The following is a 19,940-nucleotide window of genomic DNA, read 5'->3' as shown; positions in this document are numbered from 1 at the left end:
GATAAGCCTATCCAGTTGCCCTTGGGGCACAGGAGATAGTCATGGATACCAAGCACGAACACGATCACCATCACAAGCACGTTCACGGTGGCGATCACTGCCATTGCAGCCATCATTCTCAGGAGAACGCGGCCAACGCGGTGATCCGCGATCCCGTCTGCGGCATGACGGTCAATCCGAAGGCCGGCAAGCCATCGTTCGACCATGCGGGCCGCACCTATCATTTCTGCTCGGAGAGCTGCAGGACGAAGTTTGCGGCCACGCCGCAGGATTACTTGACCGCGAAAGATCCCGTCTGCGGCATGAACGTCGACCGCTCCACGGCGAAACATTTCCTGAAATTCGAAGGCGAGAAGTTCTACTTCTGCTCGGCCGGCTGTCAGGCGACGTTCGAGGCCGACCCCTCGGCCTATCGCAACGGCAAGCGCCCTGCGGCAAAGCCGGCGCCGGAGGGCACGCTCTATACCTGCCCGATGCATCCCGAGGTCGTCAGCGACCGTCCCGGCGACTGCCCGAAATGCGGCATGGCGCTGGAACCGATGGGCGTTCCCCCCGCCGATGAAGGCCCTAACCGGGAGCTTGTCGATTTCAGCCGGCGGCTGTGGGTGAGCGCGGTCCTCGCCGTGCCTCTGCTCGCGCTCGGCATGGGGCCGATGCTCGGCCTGCCGCTTCGCGACGCGATCGGCGAGCCGCTTGCGACCTATATCGAGCTCCTGCTGGCGAGCCCCGTGGTGCTCTGGGCGGCCCTGCCCTTCTTCCGCCGCGCCTGGGCATCCCTCGTCAATCGCAGCCCCAATATGTGGACGCTGATCGGTCTCGGCGTCGGCACCGCCTACGTCTATAGCGTCGTCGCAGCACTTGCCCCCGATATCTTCCCCATGAGCTTCCGTGGCCATGGCGCAGCCGTCCCGGTTTACTTCGAAGCGGCAGCCGTCATCGTCGCGCTCGTCTTCGTCGGCCAGGTGCTGGAATTGAAGGCGCGCGAGCGCACCGGCTCGGCAATCCGCGCCCTGCTTGATCTTGCGCCGAAGACGGCGCGGCGCATCCATGCCGATGGCAGCGAAAACGACGTGCCGGTGGACGAGATCCAGACCGGCGACCGGCTGCGCGTGCGCCCCGGCGAACGGGTGCCGGTGGACGGCTCCGTTCTGGAGGGCCAGTCGACTGTCGATGAATCGATGATATCTGGCGAACCTCTGCCCGTCGAAAAATCGAAGGGCGACGCGCTGACCGGCGGCACGATCAACAAGAACGGCGCCCTTATCATGACGGCCGAGAAGGTCGGCGCAGACACGATGCTGTCGCGCATCGTCGACATGGTCGCCAAGGCGCAGCGCTCGCGTGCGCCGATCCAGGGCGCGGTCGACCGCGTATCCGCCTTCTTCGTGCCGGCGGTGGTCGCCGTCGCCATCCTTGCCTTCCTTGCCTGGGCCATGATCGGCCCGGAGCCGAGCCTGGCGAATGCGTTGCTTGCCGCCGTCGCGGTTCTGATCATTGCCTGCCCCTGTGCGCTCGGCCTTGCGACGCCGATGTCGATCATGATCGCCACCGGACGCGGCGCTGGGGAAGGCGTGCTGATCAAGGACGCCGAAGCGCTGGAGCGCTTCTCCAAGGTCGACACGCTGATTGTCGACAAGACAGGCACCCTGACCGAGGGCAAGCCGAGATTGACCGATGTGGTCGCCTCTAGCGGCATCCAGGAAAGCCGGCTGCTGTCGCTTGCGGCGAGCCTGGAGCGCGGCTCCGAACATCCGCTGGCCGAAGCGATCGTTTCCGGCGCGGGGGAACGCGGCGTCGCCTTCGTCGAGGTGAGCGGCTTCGAAGCCAAGACTGGCAAGGGTGTCCAGGGTCTTGCCGGCGGCACGATGGTGGCGCTCGGCAATGCGGCGATGCTCGCCGATCTCGGCATCGATCCGGCGCCACTTTCCGAGAAGATCGAAGCCCTGCGCGGTGACGGCAAGACCGTCATGTTCGTGGCGATCGACGGCGCGCTTGCCGGTCTCGTCGCCGTTGCCGACCGGATCAAGCCGACGACTTCAGCTGCCATCAAGGCGCTGCACGAAAGCGGGCTGAAGATCATCATGGCAACGGGCGATAACGAGCGCACCGCACGCGCGGTGGCGGTAAGCCTCGGCATCGACGAGGTGCGAGCCGACGTGCTGCCGGAAGGCAAGAAGGCTCTGATCGACGAGTTGCGCGCCAAAGGCGCCGTCATCGCCATGGCCGGCGACGGCATCAATGATGCGCCCGCACTTGCCGCAGCCGATGTCGGCATCGCCATGGGCACCGGCGCCGATGTTGCGATGGAAAGCGCAGGCATTACATTGGTGAAAGGCGATCTGACCGGCATCGTCAGGGCGCGACGGCTGGCGGAGGCGACGATGCGCAACATCCGCCAGAATCTCGGCTTTGCCTTCGGCTATAACGCACTTGGCGTGCCGGTCGCAGCCGGCGTGCTCTACCCGGTCTTCGGCCTGCTGCTTTCGCCGATGATCGCGGCGGCGGCGATGAGCCTCTCATCCGTCTCGGTGATATCGAATGCCCTGAGACTGCGCTTTGCAAAACTATAGGAGACGGCGATGAATATCGGCGAAGCATCGGAACGCTCGGGCCTCCCTTCGAAGACCATCCGCTATTACGAGGATATCGGCCTCATCCGCCCCGGAAGGGGCGGAAATGGCTACCGCGACTATGATGCGGCCGACGTCCACAAACTGCGCTTTCTGCAGCGCTCACGCGGCCTCGGCTTTTCCGTCGAGGAATGCCGGCAACTGCTGGCGCTCTACGAGGACAGGGGTCGGGCGAGCGCCGATGTCAAGGAGATCGCCGAGATCAAGCTTGTCGAGATCGACCGCAAGATCAGAGAGCTGACGGAACTGCGGCATACGCTGGAGCACCTCGTGCGTGCCTGCCATGGAAACCATAGGCCGGACTGCCCGATCCTCGAAGAGCTTTCGGACGGCGCCGTTCAGGAGAGCTGACGCGTGTTCTGGTTGGCGGCCTGGGAAGAGCGAACCTGCTCATCGGGTTCCTCGTCTTCGCCATCATCCAGCACGCCTTCATCCAACCGATGCTTGATCGCGAGCGAATAGATCACGTCGAGAATATTGCGGTCCCTGAGATGAGGATCGGTCAGGGCGAAAAGTGAGGCCCTGACGATCTTCTTGCTGGTGGCCTTCGGGCAACGCGCTTTGACGAAATCATAGAGCGCCTGATCCGTCAGCCCTTCCATGGCGCCGTCCACGAGAGCTTCGTAGACCCGCTTCTTTTCCTTCATTCTTGGTTTTCCCCTTCAGATCAGCGGCGTGATGATCTGTCATGTATCTGTCATAAACAATCGCCGATTTGGGGTGCGCGTCCAACGGACAGAGAATATTTGAAGAGTGCGCGCGGCCCCATGATTTTTTTGACTGGTCGGGAATAAAATCCCCCGCACTTGCGTATACTCAATCATGGAACGCAAAGAACGCCCCTTCGACGTCATCGGACAGCTTGCAGCGCTCAGGCGCTATGCTCGCTCGCTGGTGCGCAGCTCGGACGAGGCGGAGGATCTGGTGCACGATGCGCTCGTGCGCGCCTACGAGAAGCGCAAGAGTTTCCGCAGCGGCGGCAACCTGCGCACCTGGCTTCTTTCCATCCTGCATAACGCCCATATCGACCGTCTTCGCCGGAACCGATCGCTGACGCGCCGTCACGACGAGGCGGCTGCCGAAGCCGAGCAGTCGCTGCCGGCGGGACAGGAGCATGCCGTGCGCCTGCAACAGGTACGCGAGGCCTTTTTCGACCTGCCGGAGGAACAGCGCGAGGCTCTGCATCTCGTGGCGATCGAGGACCTCTCCTACCAGGAAGCGGCCGCTGCGCTCGGCATTCCGGTCGGTACGCTGATGTCCCGCATCTCCCGCGCCCGCGCGCAGCTGCGCGAATTCGAGGAGAAGACACCCCGCGTTTCGCATCTGAGATTAATCGGAGGGAACGGCAATGAAGACAATTGATCCGATCATCGACGCCGATCTCGACGCCTATGTGGACGGCGAGCTCGACGTCGCCCGCCGTATTCAGGTGGAATCCTATCTTTCCGAGCATCCTGAGATTGCCGCCAAGGTCATGGCCGACCTCAGCATGAAAGGCGAGCTGCGCCTGGCTCTTGCCGGCGAAAGCGCCTTCGGCCGCGCCGAAACCCGCGACGCCGCCCGCCGGCTGGAACGTGGCCTTTCCTATGGCCGCATCTTCCATACCATGCAGCGCATCGCCGCCGTCGGCGTGCTGATTGCCGCCGGCTGGGTGGCGCACAATTCCTTCGGCGCCTTCTCGGCGACCGAGGTTGCGGCTTCCGTTCCCGCACCCGCCTATGTCGAGGATGCCGTTCGCGCCTATCAGACCGCGGCGCTGCGCGAGCAGATGCCGTCGCAGACGCCGACCACCTATAATGCCGACGACATTCGCGCCGCCACGGCGATCATCATGCCGGAGCTGCCGAAGGACTGGAAGGTCGCCGATGTGCAGATCTTCCCGTCAGCTTTCGGTCCCAGCATCGAAATGTCGATCGAGGAAACGAATGGAAAGCGGCTTTCGCTTTTCGCCGTCCGGCCGGGCGCTTTCGAGGTCCAGCCGGTCAGCCATGTCGCACTCGAAAAAACGGAAGCCGCCTATTGGCAGATCGGCGAGGTCGCCTATGCGCTCATCGCTGACGATGGCGGCGTCAATCTCGATCAGGCGGCCGAACGGCTCGCCCGTTCGCTCTACTAGTTCAACCCGAGGAGATCAGTATGAACCCGATCAATCCCCGCTACGGCTACGGCGCTAACGCCGGCTCGCAGGCCCTTTTCGACGAAGGCCTGCGCCAGCACATGCTGCGCGTCTACAACTATATGGCCCTTGGCCTCGTCATAACCGGCGTCGTCGCCTTCATCGTCGGCTCGACGCCGGCGCTTTACGTGCCGATCTTCAACACCCCGCTGAAGTGGGTGGTGATGCTGGCGCCGCTCGCCTTCGTCTTCTTCTTCTCGTTCCGCATCCAGACGATGTCCGCCAGCACTGCGCAAATCACCTTCTGGGCCTTCTGCGCCGTGATGGGCCTGTCGCTTGCCTCCGTCTTCCTGGTCTTCACCAAGACGAGCATCGCGCAGACCTTCTTCATCACCGCAGCGATGTTCGGTTCCATCAGCCTTTACGGCTACACGACGAAGCGTGACCTCTCGAAGATGGGCTCGTTCCTGATGATGGGCCTCTTCGGCATCATCATCGCCAGCATCGTCAACATTTTCCTGGGTTCGAGCGCACTGCAGTTCGCAATCTCGGTGATCGGTATCGTCGTCTTCGTCGGCCTCACCGCCTACGACACGCAGAACATCAAGGAACAGTATTCGGAAAACTACGATCAGGAATCGAACCAGAAGCTCGCCGTCTTCGGCGCGCTCTCGCTCTACCTGAACTTCGTCAACATCTTCCAGCTTCTGCTCAACTTCACGGGCGAGCGGGAATAGGACCGCGCTTCTGGGGGCAATGGAAGCGCAAGAGCGCCCGGTCTAAAATCTGTGACAGGATGGCAGATCGGGTGCTCACCTTAAAAGGAACGGCCGGGTTTACGCCCGGCCGTTTTCATTTCAGATGATGCCCCAGGCGCGGTAACGGCCCCGGCCGGTGATTTCACGAATGCCGATCTCGTTGACGAGGTTCAGCGCGCCGCGCGGTGTGATGCGCAGCTGGCGGGCGATCATCGCAGCCGAAACCATCGGCCGCGACAGGATGAAATCGGCAAGCTCCGGCAGGCTGCTGTTCGAACGGCGGCCGCGAAAACGCAGCTCCATTTGCGTGCGTGCCAACGATAAGCGGTCAATTTCCTTAAGCCCGGCCGTAGCACCCAGATGCATCGCCTCCAGAAAAGCCTGCAGCCGCGTTCCCCGGTCTCGCGCCCGGCGACGCTCATGGCGCACGAGCTTCAGCCCTCCGAAGAAGGAAAAGAGATGTGAGGTGACCTTACCGCGGGCACGCAGATGGCTTGCGACCAGGAGGCCGCCGAGCCAATGCTGCCGCCGCAGCGGCTCGATCCTCTCCCATGCTTCGAAAAGAATGGCGCCGCCTAGAACCGGGGGCAAGGCTTCGGCCAGCGGCAGCACGCTGCGCCACTCCGCAAGCCGCTGCTCCTCGTCCCACTCATCGTCACCGAGCAAACCGAGCGGATCTTCGTTTCGCTTCGTCGCGGGAATCGCAGCCTGCTCGCTCGGCGGCGCCTTGCCCGTATGGATATCGATGAGCTTCTGCGAGCGCGCGAGAAGCGCGTCGATCTCCGCCAGTTCGGCGGCGAGCGGTCCGTCCTCATCCTCGCCCTCTTCGCCGGCCTCGACGACAGCTTCGGGACGCTTCCCCTCCTGCGCGCTCCCCTCCCCTTCCCCGAGCGTTGCAGTCAGCGTCGCAAGGCCCGACGCTCCGAGCGCCCAGGAGGGTTCGCCGGTCCAGATGCGGCGACGCGTCCGCAACACGGAATGGGCGATCGTCAGCTCGTGGCTCGGAGCGCGGCTATCCATATGCGCATCGTGCAGAACGAGATCCTCGACATGCACGAGTTCACCGGCAACCCAGAGGGCGCCTGCCGCATCAAAAAAGTGGCTGCGCTCGGCAAATCCCTCGCCTACCGGGGAACGCAGCACTCGTTCGTCGAGCCGCGCAATTGCATCCTCAGCAGCGGCGAGGGCCGGAAGCAGGGTTTGCAGCATTGCCCCATCGATGTCGTAGCGCATTGTTAACCTTTACGGTTTTTCACAAATGGAAGCAAAGCAGACGTTTTGTTCCGCCATCTATGACATGAGCAATGGTGTTTTTCAACTAAGGTGCCGGGGAAGGAAACGCTCGAGATGGCAGAGCGGCAGTCCACCTCGTTTAATTGCCGCGGCTGGTGCGAAGCTTTTTCGTGCCTGCTCATCCGGTTCTCCTCGTTGCCGGCCCATTCGCCCGCATCAACGCCATCAGCATCGGCCCCAGCGAGAACTCGCCGCGCTCCGCCCGCCGTGAGAGGTCTCGCAAGTAACCGCCGGCGGAGTTGATATGTCCGCCCCTTTCCAGGATGCAGGCGATCACCGTGGCGGCATTTTCCGGCCCCATGACGTGACAGGCCTGCTGATAGGCGCTGGGGCTGACGCCGAGGGTGGAACGGACAATAACGGCCGCGGCCATGAGATCCCGCCAGCTGCCGATTCCACCGCCCGGCCCATACGCAATAATTTCCGGGCAGGCCTGCAGCACCATGGCAAGAGGGAAAGATTTCGGCGGCTCGCGCCACGGCCGCGGCTCTTCTTCCGGCTTTGCGCCCTGCTTCGTGTCGAAGCTTGGTTCAAGTTCAGATAAGGGGTGTGGGTTTGAATTATGTATGTGCCGACCGTTTTGGCTATCATTGGCGTCTATTTTTTCTGTTTTCGTCTTCAGTTCCAGCGTCTTGACGATCATCTCGCGGAACGCTTCGAGATCGGTCAGGAGGCTTTTCATTTCCGCAGCCGACGGACGACGCGGCAGGCTGGCCGAAAGCAGATTGAAATGCTTCTGCATCTCGATCCATTCGCCCGCAATTTGCTCTTCCAGTGCAATCTCGATGAGTTTGGCGATGTCGCGCCGGCAGAGCGTCAGGCGCTCCCTCAGGCGCTTCCATTCGAGCCTGTCGGCGATCACCTGAGCCGCCTGCGCTTCGATCTCGCCCGCGCGTGCAAGAAGGGGCGCCAGGCTGAAGCCGAAGGCCTCTCCAAGCCCGCCCTCGCCGTTGCGACGGGCAAAACGTTTGCCGTTCGGGCTATCGCGCCGGATGATCAGCCCTGCCTCCACCAGCATCGCTAGGTTCCGCCGCAGCGTCGTGCCGGCCATGCCGTGCGTGCGCAGCGAAAGCTGCTCGTTCGAAGGAAAGACGACGAAGCCGTTGGCCTCGGCAATCTCGTTCTTCGGATAGAAGGTCAACAGCGCGTTGAGAACGGCAAGCGCACGGTCGGATACGCCGACCATATCCTTCGCTTCGCAGAGCGCGCGAAAGATCTTCCACTTATCGACCGATGCATCCGGATCGACCTTGCTGGCGCTTTCCTGGCTTGCCAGCATGCCAAGCGTCATCGATCGCCGCCCAAAAGGCGTCGATACATATTGAGGCTCCATGTCCCTCACCTTTTTTCAAGGCAAAAGAAATCTTACCACCCAAAAGGATGCCGAAGATGCTTGACAGTGATTCGAGGAAGTGCGATTCTCAGATTGTCCAGATATGAGAAAGGCTTCCGCGACGGCAACGTTCGGAGGCTTTTTTCTTTTGCGGCTTACTCTCCTGCTTGCAACTTGCCGGCCCGATAGGCTTCGTAAAGCTCATCGAGACGGCGTGAAATGTAAGCGCCGAAATCCGGCGCATCGCCGGTCTTCAACGCAATCGTGAAGGAATTGCCGGCGCTCTTGATCCGGCCGGCAATCTTGCCACCGCTCTTCGGCTTCCAGTCATATTCTTTGGCTTCGGGCTTTGATTCTTTCTTGGCCAGTTCCGCGACCAGGAGCTCGAAACGACGATCGCTCTCTTCCGCCATGAAGCGTTCCGAAGCGATGAGTTTCGCAAGCCGCGCTGCCGTTCCGCCATTCCAGTCCTGGGCGAGCGCCATCCATTTGCGGCGCCCTACGCTGGGTGCCGCTCCAACCGACCTGACAATGTCGGCCGGGATGGCCTTTGCGACCGATATCAGCTTGGAAAGCTCCGTCTTATCGGTCGACAGCGCCTTCATGATAACGGGACGCTCGAAACCCTTGAGTTCGAGGTTGAGGGCAAAGACCGCCCGCTCGATATAGGAAAGGTTCCGGCGCGCCGAATTTTCGATGCCCTGCGCGATGACGACATCGGTATCGTCGAGCTTGCGGACGATCGCCTGCACCTTGCGGCCCAGCAGCTTGACGGCCTGCAGGCGGCGATGGCCATAGGCAATCTGATAGCGGCTCTCATCATCGGGATGGCGACGAACGAGAACCGGTACTTCCTGTCCGTTCTCGGCAATCGACTGAACCAGCTCATCCTCAATATCGAGCGGCTGGTCGGCAAGGCGGTCGCGGACGAAGGAGGAATCGATCAGATCGGGATCCAGCTCGACGATGCGTTCGCCGGAAAGCAAGGCTTCCTGCATCGCCCTGCTCTCTTCTTCCATACGGCCAAGCGTCAGCGCCATCGTCCGAACCGGGCCGGCGGATCCGCGCGCAGAAGGCTCCTCATAGTTGGCCGCGGCCAACTCCTGCGCCGTATCGTCGAAAAGACCTTTCAGGCGATCGCGTCTGCTCATGTGCGGCCCCAGGCTTTGTGAATGCCGGCGAGAACCTCGCCGTTGGCGGCGTTGACCGATTCCAGCGCCCGGTCATATGTCGAGCGCCGTACCTGCCCCTTTTCGATTTCGTAAAGCGTCTGCTTGGTCAGCCCCGCATCGGCGATCGCCGTGGATTTGAGGATGGTCGCCGTCAAGACGTCGTCGCCGAAGAGACTGCGAAGCAGCGCAACGATCTGCGACTGCGGCGCGTCGAAAGGCTCGTGCCGGGTGACGATATATTTGATGAAATCATGCTGCAGATCGCCGCCGGCCCTGCGCACGACCGAGAGCAGATCCGAGGTCATCAGCAGGAATTGCGACATGGAGGCAACATCGACCATCTGCGGATGGATGGTGATGAGCAGCGATGTTGCCGCGCAGACCGCGCCGAGCGTGAGGTAACCGAGCTGCGGCGGGCAGTCGATCACCACCACATCATAATCGGCCTCGACCTCGGCGATAGCGACGCCGACGCGGCGAAAGAACAGCTCGGCCGGCTTCTGGCGGTCATTCAGCGCACGCGGCGTCTCGTGCTCGAATTCCATCAGTTCGAGATTGCCCGGCACCAGATCGAGCCCGTCGAAATAGGTCTTGCGGACGATGTCCTTCAGCGGCTTGCGCGCCTCGTCGTAGCGAATGGCGCCATAGAGCGTATCGCCGTCGGAGAGATCGAACTCGGGCTGAACGCCCAGCATAGAGGAGAGCGAAGCCTGCGGATCGAGATCGATCGCCAGCACCCGGTAACCCTCCAGCGCCAGATATTGCGCCAGATAGAGCGTGCTCGTCGTCTTGGCCGAACCGCCCTTGAAATTGGTGACGGCCACCGTCTGCAGCTTTTCACCGGGGCGGCGCCATGGAAGATAGGACAGCGCATCCTTTGGCTTCAGCTTCGCCATATAGTGGCGCAACTCATTGATCTGGCCGAGCGTATAGGAGCGCCGACCGTTCGACGACAGTTCCGGCTGCGGCCCCTTGCCATCCAGCGAAAGCTGCCGAAGATAGCCGTCAGACACACCGATCATCTGAGCAGCCTCGCCCGAGGAAAAAGTGCGCAGCGTCTTCTGGGAAAGCGGCGGAAACAGCTTGTCGCGGAGGAGCTTCAATTGCCGCGAAAGCTGGTTCGCATGCCGCTCAATCCGCACATCCGTCGTCGATACGCTAATGTTGTCCAAAACACCCAATCCTTTTCGATGCGCTTTTCGGTCAACTTAGCGTCAAAAAGCGTATCGAAAGTGACACGATTCGGGATTTACGGCAACAATAGGGGCCGGAGGGGCCACATGGCCCGGTTGGCCGCGGCCAACCCCCTGCCCCACCCTTGCGGCGGGCAGGCTTTTTCGGCAAGACCGCCGGAACTTACGGGGAGAATATCCGCTTGAAACATATCAGTATCATCGGAATCGGCACGGGCAATCCGGAGCACGTCACCATACAGGCAATAAATGCGATGAACGCCGCCGACGTGATCTTCCTGCCGCTCAAAGGCACCGGCAAGGAGGATCTCGCAGAGATAAGGCGGGAAATCTGCGAGCGCTACATCACTCGGCGAGGGGGCCGGATCGCGGAATTCGACGTGCCGCAAAGGCAGACGGCAGACAGAACATATACACAGAGCGTCGATGCCTGGCACGGTGATATCGCCAATATCTATGCGAAACTGATCTCAAGCCTCCCGGACGGCGGCACCGGCGCCTTTCTCGTCTGGGGCGATCCCAGTCTTTACGACAGCACCATCCGAATCGTCGAACGTGTGCGGCAAACGAACAGCGTCGACTTCGACTACAGCGTCGTCCCCGGCATCACCAGCATCCAGGCCCTGGCGGCCAGCCACAAAATTCCGGTCAACCTCGTCGGCAAACCGGTCGAGGTGACCACCGGGCGCCAGCTGGCCCGACACGGGCTGCAGGCTGAGAGCACGATCGTCATGCTCGACGGCGAACAGGCTTTTGCAAAGATCGACGATCCCGATGCCGAAATCTTCTGGGGCGCTTACCTCGGTACCAAGGACGAGATCATCCGATCGGGACGGCTCGGCGATATCGCCGCAGAAATTATGGCGCTCCGGGCCTATGCCAGAGAGCGGCACGGCTGGATCATGGACATCTATCTCCTGCGCAAGGGACGACGCGACTTCGAAGAATAGCCCTCTCCGTCAAGCTTTGCCGCGCCGGCCGCGATCATGTAAGAGATGATCAGAGGGCTAAGAATGGGCACAAAGGCCGCCAAGGCGATCGACAACAAAGACGAGGCGGATCCGTATGATCGACCGTCGGCGAAGATGCGCCCGCGCGGTGCCTGTCCGGCTCTTGCCGCGCCCATGCCCACGGGCGACGGATTGCTCGTGCGGCTGCGTCCGGCCGGCGGCGCCTTGACGCTATCGCAATTCGCCGCCCTCGCCGGCGCTGCCAGCGAGCATGGAAACGGCATTCTGGAAATCACCGCGCGCGGCAATCTGCAGATCCGGGGACTAAGGGCCGATACCGCAGGACGGCTCGCCGCCGATATCGATGTCGCAGGAATCGCAGTGCCAGACGGACCGGCAATCGAGATATCGCCGCTGCACGGCATCGACCCAGAGGAGACGAGCGATCCGGCCGCGCTGGAGAAGCTGTTGCGCGAGGAGCTCAGCGATCTGCTCGCCTCCCCCTGGCTCGCGCCGAAACTCTCGATCATCATCGACGGCGGCGGAGCATTCGGTTTATCGACGCTTTTCGCCGATATCCGCGTCGTTGCACAGCCGGACGCACAATGGCTCGTGGCGATCAACGGCGATGGCGAAACAGCAACGCCAATCGCGAACGGACCGGCAGAGGTGGCCATATCAGCTGTCGGCGAAATTCTGCATCTGCTGGCGGTGCTCGGCCAAAGCAAGCGGGCGCGGGATATCGATGCGGCGCTTCTGCGGGCGCGTTTTCCCGCGATGGATACTATCCGCGTTCTTTCGTCACACACGGCAAAGGCACCGCTTTCCGGCCTGCACCGCCTCAAGGACGGCAAAAGCGTGCTCGGCGTCCGGCCGGAATTCGGGCAGATAAGAGCGCCCGATCTGACCGCCCTGCTCGATTGCGCGAGGACCCACGGCGCGCCCATCGTCAGGCTCGCGCCCGGCCGGGGCTTCTTCTTCACCGGGCTCCCGGCAGATGCCGCGCCGGCCCTGCAGATTGCCGCACGCAAACATGGTTTCAGCACGCAACCCGGTGAGAAGAGCGAATATGTCGCGGCCTGCGCCGGTGCGGGCGCCTGCGGTGCAGCCTTCTACGAGACGAGAACTTTAGCGCGCCGCCTCATCGCTGTGGCGCCTGTTCTCTTCGATGGTTCACTGACGCTGCATCTCTCCGGCTGCGCCAAGGGCTGCGCCCATGCCAGGCCAGCGCTCACCCTGACAGGCTCGGCGGAGGGTTACGGTCTCGTCCTCAATGGGCTTGCGGCGGATCAGCCGGATGAACGGATCGCTGGCGGTCGGATCGATTTCGCTATAGAGAGGCTCGCCCGGTCCATCGAAGACAACAGAGGCGCTGGCGAATCGGCTGCCGCCTGCCTTACACGGCTTGGCGCAACCGGCGTTTCGAAGGCGCTGCGACAGGAATAGGAATGCCAGACTACGATTATATCCGCAGCGGCGACGCGATCTACGAGCGTTCCTTTGCGATCATCCGCGCCGAGGCCGATCTTTCGCGCTTCACCGAAGATCAGGCCGAAATCGCCGTGCGCATGATCCATGCCTGCGGGCTTGTGGAAGCGGCGGAGCATTTCATCTTTTCCACCGATTTCGTCAGTGCGGCGCGTGACGCGCTGAAGGGCGGCGCGCCGATCTTCTGCGATGCGGAAATGGTATCCCACGGCGTCACCCGCGCTCGGCTGCCGGCGCTGAACGAGGTGGTGTGCACGCTGCGTGACCCCGAAACTCCAGAGCTCGCGCGTGAGATCGGCAATACACGCTCGGCTGCCGCCATGCATCTCTGGCTCGACCGGCTCGGTGGAAGCGTTGTCGCAATCGGCAATGCGCCGACGGCGCTCTTCCATCTCCTCGAACTGCTGCGCGACGGCGCGCCGAAACCTGCGGCGATCCTCGGCATGCCTGTTGGTTTTGTCGGCGCGGCGGAATCGAAGGATGCGTTGGCGGAAAATTCGTATGGCGTCCCCTTCGCCATCGTGCGCGGCCGGCTCGGCGGCAGCGCGATGACGGCCGCCGCCATCAATGCGCTGGCGAGGCCCGGCCTATGACAACAAACGGCCGTCTCATCGGCGTCGGCACAGGCCCCGGCGATCCCGAACTCCTGACCCTCAAAGCCGTGCGCGCCATCGAAGGTGCAGATGTGATCGCGTACTTCGCCAAGCAGGGCAGGGGCGGAAACGGCAAGGCGATCGTCGAACCGCTGCTGAAACCCGGCGTGACGCTGCTGCCGCTCTATTATCCGGTCACCACCGAAATCGACAAGAATGACGAGCGCTATCAGAGCCAGATCACGGAGTTCTACGATCGATCTGCAAGAGATGTCGCCGGCCATCTCGACGCGGGGCTGACCGTCGCCGTGCTCAGCGAAGGCGATCCGCTGTTCTACGGTTCCTATATGCACCTGCATGTCAGGCTATCGACGCGTTATCCAACGGAAGTGATCCCCGGCATCAGCGCCATGTCGGGCTGCTGGTCCCTGGCAGGCATGCCGATCGTCCAGGGTGACGACGTGCTTTCCGTACTGCCCGGCACGATGGCCGAGACCGAATTGACCCGTCGTCTCGCTGATACGCAAGCGGCCGTCATCATGAAGGTCGGCCGAAATCTGCCGAAGATCCGCCGGGCGCTGGCAGCGGCCGGCCGGCTGGCGGAAGCCGTCTATGTCGAGCGCGGCACCATGTCGAATGCGGCGATGGAGAAGCTTGCCGACAAGGGCGAGGGCGATGCGCCCTATTTCTCGCTCGTGCTGGTGCCGGGCTGGGAGAACAGCCGATGAAAGGCACACTTTTCGTGATCGGCACCGGTCCCGGCAATCCCGAGCAGATGACGCCGGAAGCGCTGGCCGCCGTCGACGCAGCGACGGATTTCTTCGGTTACGGGCCTTATCTCGACAGGCTTCAACTGCGCCCCGATCAGTTGCGGCACGTCTCGGACAATCGCGAGGAGCTCGATAGGGCAGTGGCAGCTCTCGCCATGGCGGCGGACGGCGCGAAGGTCTGTGTCGTCTCCGGCGGCGATCCCGGTATCTTCGCCATGGCCGCCGCCGTCTGCGAGGCGATCGAAAATGGACCGGCGGCCTGGCGTGCGGTCGATCTCACCGTCCTGCCCGGCGTCACGGCAATGCTGGCGGTGGCGGCGAGGGCCGGGGCGCCGCTCGGCCACGATTTCTGCGCCATATCGCTTTCAGACAACCTAAAGCCTTGGAACATCATAGAGAACCGTCTTGAGCTGGCGGCGAAGGCAGGCTTCGTCATCGCCCTCTATAATCCGATCAGCCGGGCGCGGCCGTGGCAACTCGGCGAGGCTTTCAAATTGTTGCGGCAGCATCTGCCGGTAACGACGCCGGTGATTTTCGGCCGTGCGGCCGGAAGGGCAGATGAGCGCATCGCGGTGCAACCGCTGTCTGAGGCGAATGCATCGGTTGCCGATATGGCGACCTGCGTCATCATCGGCTCGGCCGAAACGCGTGTCGTTGCGCGCCCCGGCAAGCTGGACCTCGTCTACACGCCGCGTTTCATGGCAGGAGGAAAGAGGTGATCGATCGCCGCAAGCGCTGCCTCGACAGTCTCGACCACGGCGACCTCAGGGCCGGTCTCGCGCACCACCATCATCACCTCGATACCGAGCAGGCGGGCCGCCTCGATCTTCGCATAGGTGGCGCCTCCGCCGCTGTTCTTGGCAATGATGACATCGATCCCATGTTTCCTCAGCAAAGCGCATTCGTCTTCCAACGTGAACGGACCACGATCGAGGATGTATTCGACCTTCGCGAGCGCGAGCGGCGGCTCGACCCGATCGACGCTGCGGATGAGATAAAAATGTTGCGGCGCCGCTTCCACGCGATGCGCGCCCTGCCGGCCCGCCGCCAGGAAGACACGGCGAGGGGAGGGGCCGAGCGCTTCGATGGCTGCCGGAATGCCCCGCACCTCCTGCCAGCGGTCGCCCGGCTGACGGCGCCATTCGGGGCGGCGCAGAGCGATGGCAGCAATGCCCGTGGTTTCGGCCGCGAAGGCGGCGTTGGCGGAAATGCGCTCGGCAAAGGGATGCGTGGCGTCGACCAGCAGGTCATATTCGCCGGCTTTCAGAAAATCGGCCAGCGCCGCAGCCCCGCCGAAACCACCGATACGAACCGGAACCGGCTGCGCGGCCGGTTGTTCGGTGCGGCCGGCCAGCGACAGAAGAACATCGCAGTCGTCACGCGCCGCGAGCGCTCCGGCGAGCAGGCGCGCCTCGCCGGTGCCGCCGAGAATGAGGATGCGTGGTCTGCCCATGGCTGATGTTTCTTCCCCTTCCGGCCAACGCTGGCTGACTATTATCGGCATCGGCGAAGATGGTCCAGCAGGGCTGGGCGAAGAGGCGAAACGGCTCATTGCGAGCGCACCCGCCGTTTTCGGCGGGGCGCGGCATCACGCGCTTGCCGCATCGCTGATCACAGGTGAAAAGCTCTCCTGGCAGAGCCCTTTCGAGCGCTCGATCGACGCCATTCTTGAAAGGCGCGGCACGCCGGTCGTCGTACTCGCCTCCGGCGACCCTTTTCTCTACGGCGTCGGCGCAACGCTTTCCCGCCATCTGGCGGCAGAGGAAATCTACACCATCCCCGCGCCGTCCGCCTTCAGCCTTGCCGCGTCCCGCCTCGGCTGGCCGCTGCAGGACGTGGCGACGGTCTCGCTGCATGGACGCCCGCTCGACCTGATCCGGCCGCATCTGCACCCCGGACGGCGCATCATTGCGCTGACCTCGGACGAGAAGGGGCCGGGCGAACTCGCCGCCTTGCTTGCCGCCGCCGGCTTCGGTCAGTCGCGGCTTACCGTACTCGAGGCGCTTGGCGGCGATCGGGAGCGGCTGAGGCATACGACGGCTGCGGATTTCGATCTCGCGGAGGTCGATCCCCTGAATGTCTGTGCGCTCCATGTTGCGGCAGGGGAGGGGGCTCGCATCCTGCCTTTTGCCGCGGGCCTCGAGGACGCGTTGTTCGATCATGACGGACAGATCACCAAACGCGAAATCCGGGCGGTGACGCTGTCGGCGCTTGCGCCGCGTCACGGCGAATTGCTCTGGGATGTCGGCGCGGGCTCGGGATCGATCGGCATCGAGTGGATGCTGGCCGATCCGTCGCTGAAGGCGATCGCAATCGAGCAGTCGCCGGCGCGGGCCGCGCGCATCGCCCGCAACGCGTCCGCCTTCGGCGTCCCGCATCTCGCCGTCGTCGAAGGTTCGGCACCGGATGCCCTGCTGGGGTTGCCGGAGCCGGATGCGATCTTCCTCGGCGGCGGCGGCAGCGAACCAGATGTGATAGACGGCGCCGTTGCCGCGCTAAAGCGGGGAGGGCGGCTCGTCGCCAATGCCGTCACGCTGGAGATGGAGGCCGTACTGCTCTCAGAACACACAAAACGCGGCGGTTCGCTCACGCGGATCGACATAGCGCGCGCCGAGCCCCTTGGCGGCATGAGCGGCTGGCGGCCGGCCATGCCGGTCACCCAGTGGCGCTGGACGAAAGGATAATTCGATGACGGTGCATTTCATCGGCGCAGGGCCTGGAGCGGCCGATCTGATCACAGTCCGCGGCCGCGATCTCATTGGCCAATGCCCGGTCTGCCTCTATGCCGGATCGATCGTCTCGCCGGAACTGCTGCAATATTGCCCTCCGGATGCGCGCATCGTCGATACCGCCCCGATGTCGCTCGACGAGATCGAGTCGGAATATCTCAGCGCCGCTGCCGCCGGCCAGGATGTCGCCCGGCTGCATTCCGGCGATCTCTCGGTCTGGAGTGCGGTCGCCGAGCAGGTGCGCCGGCTGCAAAAACACGGCATCGCCTATACGATGACGCCAGGCGTTCCGGCCTTTGCCGCCGCCGCCTCGGCGCTCGGCCGCGAACTGACAATTCCCTCGGTGGCCCAGAGCCTGGTGCTCACCCGCGTTTCCGGCCGCGCTTCACCGATGCCGAACGACGAGACGCTCACCAAATTCGGCGCGACGGGCGCCACGCTGGCGATCCATCTGGCAATCCATGCGCTGAAGCAGGTGGTGGAGGAACTGACGCCGCTTTACGGCGCCGGCTGCCCGGTCGCGATCGTCGTCAAGGCCTCATGGCCGGACGAGCGCATCCTGTGGGGTACGCTGTGCGATATCGAAGCGAAAGTTGCGGCCGAACCGATCGAACGCACGGCGATTATTTTCGTCGGCCCCTCGCTCGCAGCCGAGGATTTTCGCGAGAGCTCGCTCTATGATCCGGCCTATCAGCGCCGGTTCAGGGGCCGGGAATAGCTTCGAACGATCGGCCGCGCTGATGGCGCGGCTTCTCGCATGGCGATAAGAGCAAGCTTGCCAGTTTAAACCCGGGCTGCGAGATAATCCATGCTGGCGCGGAGTGCACCGGCCGGATCCTTGACCGCATGGACTTCGGCCGCGAAGGGTTCGAAGGAGAACGGCCCGGCATAACCCGCCTGCAGCAGCGCCTTGATCTGCCCAGCATTGTCGAGCCGGTCGTCGCCGTCCACGAGCACACGATGGGAATCGCGCATATCGGAAACCGAGACGGCAGGATCGCTGACGCCGGAGATATGCACGAGGCCGGAAAGTTCCGGGAAAGTCGCGGCTTCGCCGGCAAGGTGATGGTGGAAGGTGTCGTGGACGAGCTTGAAGGTCGATTGCGCGCCGAGTTCCTTGATGGCCTCGGCGGCTTCCGTCTTCGAGCGCAGCGAGCAGATCTCGAAACCGAGCGGCTCGACGAGACCGATGATGCCGGCTTCATCGAGCATCGGCTTCAGCGCCGTCAGAGACTGGCGCAGATTGGCCTGGCGTTCGCCGTCGGTGCAGCCGGTGCCGTCGTTCTTCGGAACGAGAACGAGCGCTCTCGCGCCGGATACGCGGGCATAATCGATCAGTTCCCGCGCTTCCCTGGCGCGCGTTTCATTCCATTCGTTGAAGCGCTGCAGAGCATTGATCGAAATGATCGTCAGGCCATGTTGAGCCGCTGCCTGCTTGATCGCTTCGGGCTTGGTGCCGTCGAGAATTGCGTTGCCGGAAAGGTCGTTGCGGATTTCGACGGAGTCGATGCCGAGCGACTTTGCAAGCGCGAAGAAATCATCGATGGCGAGCGACGGCGCGGCCATATGGTTGAGCGCAAAGCGGATCGAAGTCATGACGGATATATCCTCCTCGGCTCCGCGGCAGGCGGAGCGGTTCCTCGTGAATGAGTGAGCGAATCTCTATCCGAATTCGCCCGCCAATCCATCCGTCATCGTCGGCGACCGCCCTCATTGCTGAGAGAATTTCAGCCGGTATGATAGAATTCCATCATGCTTCAGATGTTTTCGGAAAGGTAGATGTCGAAGGGCAAGAAGGACTGCCCGGGGATGGCGGCTTCGCTGTTTTCGACCGCATTCCTCATCAGCACCATCAGCTCCTGACAGAGCGCGGGCAGGGGCGTGCCGATTGCCATAGCGACGATGTCATCGGCAAGACCTGCTTTGCTGTCGGGCGTCAGTTCGTTGACCACGAGCACGACCTTGCCGCCAAGGTTCTCCTCCCGGAATGCCGAAATCGCTCCTTCCATGCCGCCGCCGCAGACATAAAGCCCGGCAAGATCGGGATGTTTCTGTAGCAACGTTAACGTCGCCTCGTGCGTGATCTCGGGCGTATCCAGGTTGATCAATGTGTCGATGACATCAAATTCCGGCGCATTTTCGCGAAAATAGGAGCGGAAGCCGATTTCCCGGAGTTCATGCCCATGAAAACGATGGCTGCCAACGAAACAGGCGACCTTGCCGGGTTTATGCGCCGTCCGCGCAATCACCCAGGCGGCGGTGCGGCCAACCTTGCGGTTGTTGACGCCGATGTAGCCGGTGCGCACGCCCGACGCGAAATCGGAGAGGAGCGAGAAGACCGGGACGCCTTTTTCCTTCAACTCCTCAATGGCGGTCGTCACCGCGGGGTAATCAGGCGCAACTAGGGCAACGGCCTGATTGCGTGCACCGAGAGCCTTGAGTTTCTCGACGATTGCAGCCGGCGTGGCGGCTGACGGAAAGTCGATATGGGCCTGGATGCGGGCGTTCGTGACCGATCGCGCCGCCGCTTCGATCTCACGCGCGAATGCCTGGTAGAACTGCTGTGTCGGTTTCTGCAGCAGGAAAGCCAGCCTGTATTGCGGCAGATCTTCGAAGACGCGCTGCCTGATAAGGCCGACCGCATGATAGCCGATCGACTGCGCCGCGTCATAAACCCGCCGCGCCGTCTCCTCCCGCACGGGATGGCGGGCGTTGAGAACGCGATCGACGGTGGCGACGCTGACGCCGGAGGCGCGGGCGAGATCGGATATGGTGGGGCGGCGCATGAACGTTCCTGATAGATTCAATCATGAATGAAAGCCATTTCTGATGGCTTTTGATAGAATATATCAAGCCTGCATTGAGCACTTACTAAAGTCAACCTATTCTCCCCGCCATCAGCATAGCGGGAGGCG

Annotated in this window: 20 protein-coding genes; 12 read left to right on the top strand and 8 right to left on the bottom strand. The window is 62.7% G+C overall.

Annotated features, from left to right (window positions below):
- Positions 1-41: 41 nt before the first annotated feature.
- Both ATY76_RS12145 and cueR read left to right on the top strand, forming a co-directional pair.
- Positions 42-2,570 carry a heavy metal translocating P-type ATPase gene (locus ATY76_RS12145; protein ID WP_088675010.1) on the top strand — a complete coding sequence of 843 codons (2,529 nt, stop codon included), beginning with the start codon at positions 42-44 and terminating at the stop codon, positions 2,568-2,570.
- Between the two features lie 9 nt (positions 2,571-2,579).
- Positions 2,580-2,981 (top strand): Cu(I)-responsive transcriptional regulator, encoded by a 402-nt coding sequence (cueR, locus tag ATY76_RS12140; RefSeq protein WP_088675009.1) that lies wholly within the window; start codon positions 2,580-2,582, stop codon positions 2,979-2,981.
- Here the strand turns inward: cueR and ATY76_RS12135 are convergent.
- Entirely contained in the window at positions 2,969-3,277 is a 309-nt protein-coding gene (locus ATY76_RS12135; RefSeq protein ID WP_088675008.1) for a hypothetical protein, read from the bottom strand. The genes cueR and ATY76_RS12135 overlap by 13 nt on opposite strands.
- A 175-nt stretch (positions 3,278-3,452) precedes the next feature.
- On the opposite strand from ATY76_RS12135, the gene ATY76_RS12130 reads away from it, so the two are divergent.
- Genes ATY76_RS12130 through ATY76_RS12120 form a run of 3 tightly spaced genes read left to right on the top strand, consistent with a single transcriptional unit; the run spans position 3,453 to position 5,483 of the window.
- Complete coding sequence (locus ATY76_RS12130; protein WP_088675007.1) at positions 3,453-3,992, top strand: sigma-70 family RNA polymerase sigma factor; 540 nt, start codon at positions 3,453-3,455, stop codon at positions 3,990-3,992.
- On the top strand, positions 3,979-4,746 hold the full coding sequence (locus ATY76_RS12125; RefSeq protein ID WP_088675006.1) for an anti-sigma factor: 768 nt from the start codon (positions 3,979-3,981) through the stop codon (positions 4,744-4,746). The genes ATY76_RS12130 and ATY76_RS12125 overlap by 14 nt, the downstream gene beginning before the upstream one ends.
- A gap of 20 nt (positions 4,747-4,766) precedes the next feature.
- Complete coding sequence (locus ATY76_RS12120; RefSeq protein WP_088675005.1) at positions 4,767-5,483, top strand: Bax inhibitor-1/YccA family protein; 717 nt, start codon at positions 4,767-4,769, stop codon at positions 5,481-5,483.
- Positions 5,484-5,603: 120 nt separating this feature from the next.
- Here the strand turns inward: ATY76_RS12120 and ATY76_RS12115 are convergent, their stop codons facing one another.
- The 4 genes from ATY76_RS12115 to repA all read right to left on the bottom strand — a co-directional run bounded on the left by ATY76_RS12115 (position 5,604) and on the right by repA (position 10,474).
- Positions 5,604-6,737, bottom strand: a complete 1,134-nt coding sequence (locus ATY76_RS12115) for an RHE_PE00001 family protein (protein WP_088675004.1) — start codon at positions 6,735-6,737, stop codon at positions 5,604-5,606.
- A gap of 178 nt (positions 6,738-6,915) precedes the next feature.
- Positions 6,916-8,130 (bottom strand): plasmid replication protein RepC, encoded by a 1,215-nt coding sequence (gene repC / locus ATY76_RS12110; RefSeq protein WP_088675003.1) that lies wholly within the window; start codon positions 8,128-8,130, stop codon positions 6,916-6,918.
- Between the two features lie 155 nt (positions 8,131-8,285).
- A complete protein-coding gene (gene repB / locus ATY76_RS12105) occupies positions 8,286-9,281 on the bottom strand; it encodes a plasmid partitioning protein RepB (RefSeq protein ID WP_088675002.1) in 996 nt (331 codons plus the stop codon).
- Positions 9,278-10,474, bottom strand: a complete 1,197-nt coding sequence (gene repA, locus ATY76_RS12100) for a plasmid partitioning protein RepA (RefSeq protein WP_088675001.1) — start codon at positions 10,472-10,474, stop codon at positions 9,278-9,280. Before repA ends, repB begins: the two co-directional genes overlap by 4 nt.
- A gap of 203 nt (positions 10,475-10,677) precedes the next feature.
- On the opposite strand from repA, the gene cobF reads away from it, so the two are divergent.
- The 5 genes from cobF to ATY76_RS12070 all read left to right on the top strand — a co-directional run bounded on the left by cobF (position 10,678) and on the right by ATY76_RS12070 (position 15,015).
- Positions 10,678-11,445 carry a precorrin-6A synthase (deacetylating) gene (gene cobF / locus ATY76_RS12090; RefSeq protein WP_088674999.1) on the top strand — a complete coding sequence of 256 codons (768 nt, stop codon included), beginning with the start codon at positions 10,678-10,680 and terminating at the stop codon, positions 11,443-11,445.
- A 63-nt stretch (positions 11,446-11,508) separates the two neighbouring features.
- Complete coding sequence (gene cobG, locus ATY76_RS12085; protein WP_088674998.1) at positions 11,509-12,891, top strand: precorrin-3B synthase; 1,383 nt, start codon at positions 11,509-11,511, stop codon at positions 12,889-12,891.
- A 2-nt stretch (positions 12,892-12,893) separates the two neighbouring features.
- Positions 12,894-13,526: a precorrin-8X methylmutase gene (locus ATY76_RS12080; RefSeq protein WP_088674997.1), complete on the top strand. Its 633-nt coding sequence runs from the start codon at positions 12,894-12,896 to the stop codon at positions 13,524-13,526.
- Positions 13,523-14,254 carry a precorrin-2 C(20)-methyltransferase gene (locus tag ATY76_RS12075; protein WP_088674996.1) on the top strand — a complete coding sequence of 244 codons (732 nt, stop codon included), beginning with the start codon at positions 13,523-13,525 and terminating at the stop codon, positions 14,252-14,254. The genes ATY76_RS12080 and ATY76_RS12075 overlap by 4 nt, the downstream gene beginning before the upstream one ends.
- Positions 14,251-15,015 carry a precorrin-3B C(17)-methyltransferase gene (locus tag ATY76_RS12070; RefSeq protein WP_088674995.1) on the top strand — a complete coding sequence of 255 codons (765 nt, stop codon included), beginning with the start codon at positions 14,251-14,253 and terminating at the stop codon, positions 15,013-15,015. Before ATY76_RS12075 ends, ATY76_RS12070 begins: the two co-directional genes overlap by 4 nt.
- On the opposite strand, the gene ATY76_RS12065 is transcribed toward ATY76_RS12070, so the two are convergent.
- Entirely contained in the window at positions 14,979-15,749 is a 771-nt protein-coding gene (locus tag ATY76_RS12065; RefSeq protein ID WP_088674994.1) for a cobalt-precorrin-6A reductase, read from the bottom strand. The genes ATY76_RS12070 and ATY76_RS12065 overlap by 37 nt on opposite strands.
- Here ATY76_RS12065 and cbiE point away from each other — a divergent pair.
- Complete coding sequence (cbiE, locus tag ATY76_RS12060) at positions 15,748-16,980, top strand: precorrin-6y C5,15-methyltransferase (decarboxylating) subunit CbiE (RefSeq protein WP_088674993.1); 1,233 nt, start codon at positions 15,748-15,750, stop codon at positions 16,978-16,980. The genes ATY76_RS12065 and cbiE overlap by 2 nt on opposite strands.
- A 4-nt stretch (positions 16,981-16,984) precedes the next feature.
- Positions 16,985-17,743: a precorrin-4 C(11)-methyltransferase gene (gene cobM, locus ATY76_RS12055; RefSeq protein ID WP_088674992.1), complete on the top strand. Its 759-nt coding sequence runs from the start codon at positions 16,985-16,987 to the stop codon at positions 17,741-17,743.
- Between the two features lie 65 nt (positions 17,744-17,808).
- On the opposite strand, the gene ATY76_RS12050 is transcribed toward cobM, so the two are convergent.
- Both ATY76_RS12050 and ATY76_RS12045 read right to left on the bottom strand, forming a co-directional pair.
- Entirely contained in the window at positions 17,809-18,621 is an 813-nt protein-coding gene (locus ATY76_RS12050; RefSeq protein ID WP_088674991.1) for a TIM barrel protein, read from the bottom strand.
- A gap of 161 nt (positions 18,622-18,782) precedes the next feature.
- Positions 18,783-19,811, bottom strand: a complete 1,029-nt coding sequence (locus tag ATY76_RS12045) for a LacI family DNA-binding transcriptional regulator (protein WP_088674990.1) — start codon at positions 19,809-19,811, stop codon at positions 18,783-18,785.
- Positions 19,812-19,940: the final 129 nt, after the last annotated feature.

It is taken from the genome of Rhizobium sp. R339, assembly GCF_002211395.1.
GTDB lineage: Bacteria > Pseudomonadota > Alphaproteobacteria > Rhizobiales > Rhizobiaceae > Rhizobium.
The sequence above is the reverse complement of the archived record's forward strand: the minus strand, read 5'-3'. Positions and strand labels throughout refer to the sequence as shown.

What these genes read in the sequence shown, in the direction of transcription:
- ATY76_RS12145 (WP_088675010.1), top strand. Translation starts at nt 42, where the DNA reads ATGGATACCAAGCACGAACACGATCACCATCACAAGCACGTTCACGGT.
- cueR (WP_088675009.1), top strand. Translation starts at nt 2,580, where the DNA reads ATGAATATCGGCGAAGCATCGGAACGCTCGGGCCTCCCTTCGAAGACC.
- ATY76_RS12135 (WP_088675008.1), bottom strand. Translation starts at nt 3,277, where the DNA reads ATGAAGGAAAAGAAGCGGGTCTACGAAGCTCTCGTGGACGGCGCCATG.
- ATY76_RS12130 (WP_088675007.1), top strand. Translation starts at nt 3,453, where the DNA reads ATGGAACGCAAAGAACGCCCCTTCGACGTCATCGGACAGCTTGCAGCG.
- ATY76_RS12125 (WP_088675006.1), top strand. Translation starts at nt 3,979, where the DNA reads ATGAAGACAATTGATCCGATCATCGACGCCGATCTCGACGCCTATGTG.
- ATY76_RS12120 (WP_088675005.1), top strand. Translation starts at nt 4,767, where the DNA reads ATGAACCCGATCAATCCCCGCTACGGCTACGGCGCTAACGCCGGCTCG.
- ATY76_RS12115 (WP_088675004.1), bottom strand. Translation starts at nt 6,737, where the DNA reads ATGCGCTACGACATCGATGGGGCAATGCTGCAAACCCTGCTTCCGGCC.
- repC (WP_088675003.1), bottom strand. Translation starts at nt 8,130, where the DNA reads ATGGAGCCTCAATATGTATCGACGCCTTTTGGGCGGCGATCGATGACG.
- repB (WP_088675002.1), bottom strand. Translation starts at nt 9,281, where the DNA reads ATGAGCAGACGCGATCGCCTGAAAGGTCTTTTCGACGATACGGCGCAG.
- cobG (WP_088674998.1), top strand. Translation starts at nt 11,509, where the DNA reads ATGGGCACAAAGGCCGCCAAGGCGATCGACAACAAAGACGAGGCGGAT.
- ATY76_RS12080 (WP_088674997.1), top strand. Translation starts at nt 12,894, where the DNA reads ATGCCAGACTACGATTATATCCGCAGCGGCGACGCGATCTACGAGCGT.
- ATY76_RS12075 (WP_088674996.1), top strand. Translation starts at nt 13,523, where the DNA reads ATGACAACAAACGGCCGTCTCATCGGCGTCGGCACAGGCCCCGGCGAT.
- ATY76_RS12070 (WP_088674995.1), top strand. Translation starts at nt 14,251, where the DNA reads ATGAAAGGCACACTTTTCGTGATCGGCACCGGTCCCGGCAATCCCGAG.
- cbiE (WP_088674993.1), top strand. Translation starts at nt 15,748, where the DNA reads ATGGCTGATGTTTCTTCCCCTTCCGGCCAACGCTGGCTGACTATTATC.
- ATY76_RS12065 (WP_088674994.1), bottom strand. Translation starts at nt 15,749, where the DNA reads ATGGGCAGACCACGCATCCTCATTCTCGGCGGCACCGGCGAGGCGCGC.
- cobM (WP_088674992.1), top strand. Translation starts at nt 16,985, where the DNA reads ATGACGGTGCATTTCATCGGCGCAGGGCCTGGAGCGGCCGATCTGATC.
- ATY76_RS12050 (WP_088674991.1), bottom strand. Translation starts at nt 18,621, where the DNA reads ATGACTTCGATCCGCTTTGCGCTCAACCATATGGCCGCGCCGTCGCTC.
- ATY76_RS12045 (WP_088674990.1), bottom strand. Translation starts at nt 19,811, where the DNA reads ATGCGCCGCCCCACCATATCCGATCTCGCCCGCGCCTCCGGCGTCAGC.